The organism is Proteus sp. MB838 (assembly GCF_054767435.1).
Map to the genome: position 1 here is coordinate 61,437 of NZ_BAABMO010000023.1, position 6,037 is coordinate 67,473.

Sequence of the window (6,037 nt, forward strand, 5' to 3'; positions counted from 1 at the left end):
GGGGATCAGCGGCGATAATCAATAAATGGACCATCGGCAACAGAGCGACGTTCTACTAGACGCGGGTGTACTTCGATAGTTTGTGCATCCTCGCGTTTATTCACAATACGGTCGAGTAACATGGAAAAAGCCATTTGTCCTAAACGCTCTTTCGGCTGGTGAACCGTGGTTAAAGCTGGTGTGAAATAGCGTGCATTACGGATATTGTCGTAGCCGACAATGGAAATATCGGCAGGAACACGTAATCCTAACTCATCAGCTGCACATATTGCTCCCATAGCCATAACATCACCGCCACAAAATACGGCAGTAGGGCGTTGTTTTTGATTGAGCATTTGGGTCATGGCTTTGTAACCAGATTCAGGTTCAAAGTCACCTTGTACAATCCACTCTTCTTTTACCGTAATTTTCGCTTCTTCCATGGCTTTTAAAAAGCCCTGTAAACGACCGCCTCCGGTATTTCGCTCTAGAGGGCCGGGGATAATACCAATATCACGATGACCTCGTTCAATAAGATAACGACCGGCTATATAGCCACCATGGAATGCGTTATCAATAATGGTATCAGTAAAGTCACCGCGGGCTTTTCCCCAGTCCATGACGACCATCGGAATATTACGATAACCTTCTAAGAGAGAAAGAAGATGATCGGGATATTCTGAACACATGACTAATAAACCATCAACACGTTTTTGTGCCAACATAGCTAAATAAGCTTTTTGTTTATCAAGATTATTATGTGAATTACATAAAATTAGCGTGTAGCCTTTGCTATAACAACTATTTTCAACAGCTTCAATCACTTCAGCAAAGTAAGGTGCTTCACTGGACGTGGCTAATAAACCAATGGATTTAGTGTGATTGACTTTTAAACTACGTGCGACAGCACTCGGCGAATAATTTAATTCTTTTATCGCAGCCCAAACTGCCGCTCTTGTGTTCTCAGCAACAAAACGAGTTTTGTTGATCACATGAGAAACAGTCGTGGTTGATACGCCTGCGCGTTTTGCCACGTCTTTTATTGTTGCCATGGTGTGGAAAACTCCTGACCTTCATTGGTCTCTTTTAATTCATTTTATGGTTTAACTGCCAGTATAGTCATATATAGGGCAAACACTGGCAATAATTTAGCGATTAGCTGTGAATTTTGTATGATCTAGCTCAAAAGTGAAAGTATTAATCAATGTTATAAATTGTGCTCTAGTCGCTATTTTAGCAAAACTTGATATGTAATAATAATTAACCATGACAAGATTATGGTTTAATCTGAGTATTATAATCATTTTGAGGGAGAAATAGATGGATACGGATCTGAAATTTGGTTTAAGTACCGCAGTAGCAGCACTGGTTATGATCGTAATATATGCAAGTTTATTGTTTTGATTGTTAATTGCTAATTATTTGCTTAAATTTTAGCTATCCAAAGTGAGCAATCAAATATATCAATATAACAAAGGGCACTAGGCCCTTTGTTATTAGATTATCAAAAATGGTTTTCCCATCTCTGAAACAGTCAATTAAGCAAGATTTGCTTCAACAAATGACCAGTTAACCAGTGCCCAGAACTCTTCTAAGTATTTCACACGTGCATTACGATAGTCGATGTAGTAAGCGTGCTCCCAGACGTCAACAGTTAACAGTGGTTTATCTTCGCCAGAAACAGGTGTTGCAGCGTTAGATGTATTAACAATAGCTAATGAGCCATCTGCTTTTTTCACTAACCAAGTCCAACCTGAACCAAAGTTTTTTGCAGCTGCATCATTAAATTGTTTTTTGAACTCTTCAAAAGAGCCAAACGCTTTATTGATTGCTTCTGCAATTTTACCTGTTGGTGCACCGCCTGCGTTTGGTGCTAAGCAATTCCAGTAGAATGTATGGTTCCAAACTTGAGCGGCATTATTGAAAATACCACCTTCAGTAGTTTTGATGAGCTCTTCTAAAGATTTATTTTCTAAATCAGTACCTTTAACCAAGTTATTTAAGTTGGTTACGTAAGTTTGGTGGTGTTTGCCGTAGTGGTATTCTAATGTTTCTTTAGAGATATGTGGCTCAAGAGCATCTAACGCATAAGGTAATTTTGGTAATTCGAAAGACATTGCGTACTCCTTTATCCTATCATTTTCGGGTTTTGTGCCTTAAACCATTCCATCTAATTCAACTGAATTGATAAAATGAGGCAAATGAACTCACTAAGTTGTTACTATTTTGCTAATTATTTTAACAAAAATTCATTGAAATAACAGCTAAATATCTTTTATCTATTAGTATAGAACATATAGATTAGTTATATTGATAAGAGTATCTCTCACTAAGATAGAGGTAAAGTGTTAAAACACTATCCCAATATCAGGGTATATAACATTTTAGTCATGACGATTAATAAGAATAGGGCAAATATTTGGCGTACTCTGGCAATAGGTAGTTTATAGGCAACTTTTACGCCGATAGGGGCTGTAAGTATACTGGTAATACTAATACCAATAAAAGCAGGTAGATAGACAAAACCTAAATAATAGTCTGCTAATTCAGTTTGTTGCCAACCATAAACGATCCCCATAACAGTCCCAATAGTGGCGATAATCACACCCAGCATTGATGATGTTGCAATACATTTACGGGTGTTAAACCCCCAGTGGCTTAATAGCGGTATTGTTATGGTGCCACCCGCTATACCAATAAAACTTGAAATAAAACCCACTAAGCTACCACCGGTTGTTAGTGCTGGTTTTGAAACCACCGGATCTTGGGCATTCTCAACACGTTCAGCTTCTTTTTTCTTGGTCAGTAATCCATATATGGTATAGGCCATAAAAATACAAAAGATAATTTGCAATAGGGTATTTGAGAGTTTTTGTACTAGGAATGTCCCAACTAGCATACCGAGAAGAGTGCCTACAGCGAGGAGCGGAAATTGTGACCATAAAATCGCTTTATGTTTATTATGCGAATAAGCAGAAGAGGCGGTAGAAAATATAATGACAGAAAAAGAGGTTGAGAGGGCGATTTTCATTACCATATCTGCAGGGATAGCTTGTTGGCTAACAACATACATCACAATAGGAACAATAATGGCTCCACCACCAATTCCTAACAATCCGGCAAAAAATCCAGTTATACATCCCACAATCAGAAACAGTAAAATCATTTCCATTACTAAATACTCATAAGTTTAAATATGCGAGTTTTGACGAGTCCATGATAATGGCAGATCCCTATGAGAAATAACATCTCATTTTTATATATATAAATAATTAGTTAATTTTACTTATTGTTTTATCTCTGTTGAATAAAAGAAAAATAAAAAATGGGTAAATTAACCTATTGAATATATAATTAATTTGTATGTGCCTTGCAAAGCGTGAGCAGGATATTTATCAGAATGTTTAATTATGATCTATAATTTAAATTGAACTAATGATTGATGTTTATTCATAAAAAGGAGTATTTATGACTGCTAAAATTGATCCAAAAGCATTTTTTGACTTACCCTTTGAGAATGGTAAAGAAATTACGGATAAAGAATTAAAAGCCGCTTATGATGCAGGGCACACTTTTATTCATATTGATTTAAGTGATGCGCATTTCTCACCACAAATTACCTTGTTCAATGGTAATGAATTAGATCGTATTCGCGGTGGTGTAATTCGTATTGATAATAACTCAACGAAATCTACTTTAGTTGCTGAAGGGCCAAGTAAAAAACCAGAGCAATTAAAAGCCGGTTATTATTATCACGCTTCAGGTACTACAGGTTGGGATATTATTGTTAAGCCTATTAAATAACGAAATTTATCAATATTCAATTTAACGAGATATTGATATTGACGTTAAAAATTTGTGTGATCAGGGACATCAGATATCCGTCGACTAAAACATTATCTGGTGTCCTTTACTGTAATCATTGCGCTATATGTGAATATTGGCATCTTGTCGTTACATTTTGGTCATTCCTAATGAATGACAGATTAGCTCTAATGGACCATACATCATTTCATTTTTAATAATACCTTTGTCTGGATTACAACTGATTGAAATAGTAAAACCGTGCAAATAATCAGCGATTAAATTTAGGCTATCTTCTTCGACTTTTTTAGGAAGAGCTAAAGGCGAGATGATAATTTTATATCGTTTGGCAAATATTTGAGCAGGACCTTGTAATGACATAGTCAGTATAATATTCAGTAATCCTTTATATTTACATAATATTTCAACGTAACTGACACATAAATATTTTAATTCTTCTTTCCAGTCAGAATATGCTTGAGGAATATAGATCTCTTCTGTAAGTGACGTAGCTAGTGTCTCTAGCAGTGAATTTTTATTTTTGAAGTAGTGGTAGATTGCCATGGGATCTACATTTAATTGTGTTGCTAACGATCGGATACTAGGCACTTTTCCGTCGTTTTGCATCAAAATCTTGGCTTTGTTTAAAATAGCATCAGCGCTTAGCTGTGAATGTGCTCTTGCGGGTCTTCCTCGTTTTTTTTCATTGACATTCATCTAATAACTCCAATAAGCTTACAATAATTCTATGCTGTAGAATTATTGTAAGTAATAGTTTGGATTTATTCAATTACAAAGAATTTGATGAGATATTTATGGCAAATATTGTATTTATTGCAACTAGCTTAGATGGTTATATTGCAGATAGGCAAGGCAAGCTCGATTGGTTATATTCAATACCAAATCCAGATAATATTGATACAGGTTTTATCACTTTAATGGAGAAAATTGATGCGTTAGTTATGGGACGTAATACGCTAGACACGATACTGAGTTTTAATTGTGATTGGCCTTACACAAAGCCCGTGTTTGTACTGAGTAATTCTATGACAACTGTTCCAAATGGTTATAACGGAAAAGTATTTTTAGTTAAAGGTGAATTGCAAGATATTATTACCGAATTGAATGCTAAGGGATTTAATGAACTTTATATTGATGGCGGTGTGACAGTTCAAAGTTTTCTAAATGAAGATTTAATAGATCAAATGATTATCACCCGCTTTCCGATCTTACTTGGCGGTGGAACACCTTTATTTGGCGAACTAAAACAGCCATTAAATTTCAAGGTGATTAAAAATGAAGTATTACTAGAAAATCTAGTCCAAACCACTTATTTACGTGATAAATAATATTTATTCCTTCTAGGAAATAGTGTTGTGCTTTTATACGTTTATTTAGGTGCTTTTTATGGGGGTACTTCACATTGGGCGAGGGTTTACGGCGTTTTTCGCTAAGCCAACATTAATCTTATTTTATTTGTCCCCAGATCGTCATGCCTTGTCGTATGTTTTCTCATCAATTATAGGGTGATTTATCCGTAATTTATTGATTTAGATACATAACTAAACTTATATAGAGCTTTCTTATATAAAGTGGTATTCTTCTTTCATGTTTTCCTCAATATAAAACATACTGAATATAAAAAGGTTGTAAGGACTTAATAAATGACGACTATCGAAAAAATTGAACGCCAAATCAAAGAAAATCCCATCCTGTTATACATGAAAGGATCACCAAAATTACCAAGCTGTGGGTTTTCTGCACAAGCCGTTCAAGCGATTTCTGCTTGTGGTGAGCGTTTTGCTTATGTCGATATTTTGCAAAACCCTGATATTCGTGCAGAGCTACCAAAATATGCTCATTGGCCAACTTTCCCACAATTATGGGTGGATGGCGAATTAGTCGGTGGTTGTGACATTATCTTAGAAATGTATCAGCGCGGTGAATTGCAGAAGTTATTAAAAGAGACTGCAGATAAATACCGTGGTGAAGAAGAAGCATAATCCCCATTGCGTTTTTCACCATGATTTAAATTGACCGTAATTAAAAAAAGAGGCCAGTACATTATTTGCACTGGCTTCTTTTTTGTCGTTTTATCCAAAGCACCGTAAAACCCCGTCCTTCAGGTCGGGGATATAAGGCGCGGTTTTTTAACTAACTAGATGTTTCCTGTTGCTCAATGTACTGGCGGATAATGGATATTGGTGCGCCACCACAACTCCCCGCGAAATAACTCGGCGACCAAAGAACCCCC

The 6,037-nt window shown here is 36.0% G+C and carries 9 protein-coding genes; 4 read left to right on the forward strand and 5 right to left on the reverse strand.

The window, feature by feature from the left end:
* Positions 1-5 precede the first annotated feature (5 nt).
* Positions 6-1,031: an HTH-type transcriptional repressor PurR gene (purR, locus tag ACYUCW_RS11445; RefSeq protein WP_004243141.1), complete on the reverse strand. Its 1,026-nt coding sequence runs from the start codon at positions 1,029-1,031 to the stop codon at positions 6-8.
* A gap of 268 nt (positions 1,032-1,299) precedes the next feature.
* Between purR and cydH the strand changes: the two genes are divergently transcribed.
* Positions 1,300-1,383, forward strand: a complete 84-nt coding sequence (gene cydH, locus ACYUCW_RS11450) for a cytochrome bd-I oxidase subunit CydH (RefSeq protein ID WP_096043109.1) — start codon at positions 1,300-1,302, stop codon at positions 1,381-1,383.
* Between the two features lie 134 nt (positions 1,384-1,517).
* On the opposite strand, the gene sodB is transcribed toward cydH, so the two are convergent.
* Both sodB and ACYUCW_RS11460 read right to left on the reverse strand, forming a co-directional pair.
* Entirely contained in the window at positions 1,518-2,096 is a 579-nt protein-coding gene (gene sodB, locus ACYUCW_RS11455; protein ID WP_004243139.1) for a superoxide dismutase [Fe], read from the reverse strand.
* A 239-nt stretch (positions 2,097-2,335) separates the two neighbouring features.
* The gene (locus ACYUCW_RS11460; protein ID WP_004243138.1) at positions 2,336-3,151 is read right to left on the reverse strand and encodes a sulfite exporter TauE/SafE family protein; all 816 of its coding nucleotides are present in this window, start codon (positions 3,149-3,151) and stop codon (positions 2,336-2,338) included.
* A gap of 296 nt (positions 3,152-3,447) precedes the next feature.
* On the opposite strand from ACYUCW_RS11460, the gene ACYUCW_RS11465 reads away from it, so the two are divergent.
* Positions 3,448-3,783: a hypothetical protein gene (locus ACYUCW_RS11465; protein WP_004243137.1), complete on the forward strand. Its 336-nt coding sequence runs from the start codon at positions 3,448-3,450 to the stop codon at positions 3,781-3,783.
* A gap of 150 nt (positions 3,784-3,933) precedes the next feature.
* Here ACYUCW_RS11465 and ACYUCW_RS11470 read toward each other — a convergent pair whose 3' ends face one another.
* Positions 3,934-4,500: a TetR/AcrR family transcriptional regulator gene (locus tag ACYUCW_RS11470; RefSeq protein ID WP_004250993.1), complete on the reverse strand. Its 567-nt coding sequence runs from the start codon at positions 4,498-4,500 to the stop codon at positions 3,934-3,936.
* A 98-nt stretch (positions 4,501-4,598) separates the two neighbouring features.
* Between ACYUCW_RS11470 and ACYUCW_RS11475 the strand changes: the two genes are divergently transcribed.
* On the forward strand, positions 4,599-5,132 hold the full coding sequence (locus tag ACYUCW_RS11475) for a dihydrofolate reductase family protein (RefSeq protein ID WP_004248161.1): 534 nt from the start codon (positions 4,599-4,601) through the stop codon (positions 5,130-5,132).
* 315 nt (positions 5,133-5,447) lie between these two features.
* Positions 5,448-5,786, forward strand: a complete 339-nt coding sequence (locus ACYUCW_RS11480; protein WP_004243134.1) for a Grx4 family monothiol glutaredoxin — start codon at positions 5,448-5,450, stop codon at positions 5,784-5,786.
* A 151-nt stretch (positions 5,787-5,937) separates the two neighbouring features.
* Here ACYUCW_RS11480 and ACYUCW_RS11485 read toward each other — a convergent pair.
* Positions 5,938-6,037, reverse strand: a 100-nt coding sequence (locus ACYUCW_RS11485; RefSeq protein ID WP_196543402.1) for a transposase, incomplete at its 5' end; no start/stop codon positions are given.